The sequence below is a fragment of the Sulfurimonas sp. NWX79 genome (genome assembly GCF_039667035.1).
In the GTDB taxonomy this organism is placed as follows: Bacteria; Campylobacterota; Campylobacteria; order Campylobacterales; family Sulfurimonadaceae; genus Sulfurimonas; species Sulfurimonas indica.
Map to the genome: position 1 here is coordinate 1 of NZ_JALCZL010000054.1, position 1,125 is coordinate 1,125.

Genomic DNA, 1,125 nt, shown 5'->3' on the forward strand with positions numbered 1-1,125 from the left:
TGTCAAACGAACTGCTAAAATTGGCACTAAAGGAAGTGAGTTAAAAGTTACTTTTTAAACACAAACCTTAAAAAATCAAATTAATTTTTGATAGACTCCATTTCATCTTTTTTGAAAGGAGTCAAGTGTTAGATAAGAGGCAAGTTCAAATGATCAAAAAACTTTTAAAACAAGGTTTCAATAAAACAGAAGTAGCAAGACGACTGGGGATCAGTCGTGAAACAGTTCGTAAATATTCTCTTCTTCCTGATGGGTATGTTCCCGTTATTAACAGAACACCTGTAGAGAATATTGTAGATCCTTATCTTCCCCACATTGCAAAGATGTTGGAGATATCTCATAAGGAGAACTCTTTTATTCCAACCACTGTAATATACAAAGAGATTCAAACTTTAGGATACACGGGAAGCTTGCGTTGGCTTCAGCAGGTGATGCAAAAATATGAACTGCGTGAACGAATAAAAAATGATGAAAAGCTTATACGCTTTGAGACTAAACCAGCCAAGCAGATGCAAGTTGATTGGATAGAGTTTCCAAAAGACAACCTCTCTGCATTTGTTGCCACAATGGGATATTCAAGAGCTTCCTATGTAGAGTATGTTGACAATGAAAAGATAGAGACACTGCTTGCATGCCATATGAATGCTTTTAGATACTTTGGAGGCGTTCCAATAGAGTGCTTATATGATAATATGCGCACAGTCATCATTAAACGCAATGCATATGGAAGAGGCAAACACAAACTCAATCCTCTCTTTGAAGATTTTGCCAAGCATTGTGGATTTACCATTAAAGTGTGCAGGCCATACCGCGCAAAAACGAAAGGAAAAGTTGAGCGATTTAATCATTATCTCCGCTACAGCTTTCATAATGCTTTGCGTGTAAAACTTACAATGAAAAATTATCAGCTAAATATCGATAATGCCAATGCAGAAGTACTCAAATGGCTTGAGAATGTAGCAAATGTTCGCATCCATCAAACAACCCTGCAAAGGCCGTTTGACTTGTTGGCAGAGGAGCAACCCCACTTGCTTTCTCTGCCCAAACCTTATAGTGGCATCCATCCAAAGGTTGTAATACAAAGTGTAGCAAAAAATAATCAAGAGTTCAATAAATTGCAAAAAA

The 1,125-nt window shown here is 37.1% G+C and carries 1 protein-coding gene; it reads left to right on the forward strand.

The window, feature by feature from the left end:
* Nucleotides 1–149 precede the first annotated feature (149 nt).
* A partial coding sequence (gene istA / locus MNY27_RS10855) for an IS21 family transposase (protein ID WP_346392342.1) occupies nt 150–1,125 on the forward strand: 976 nt, incomplete at its 3' end.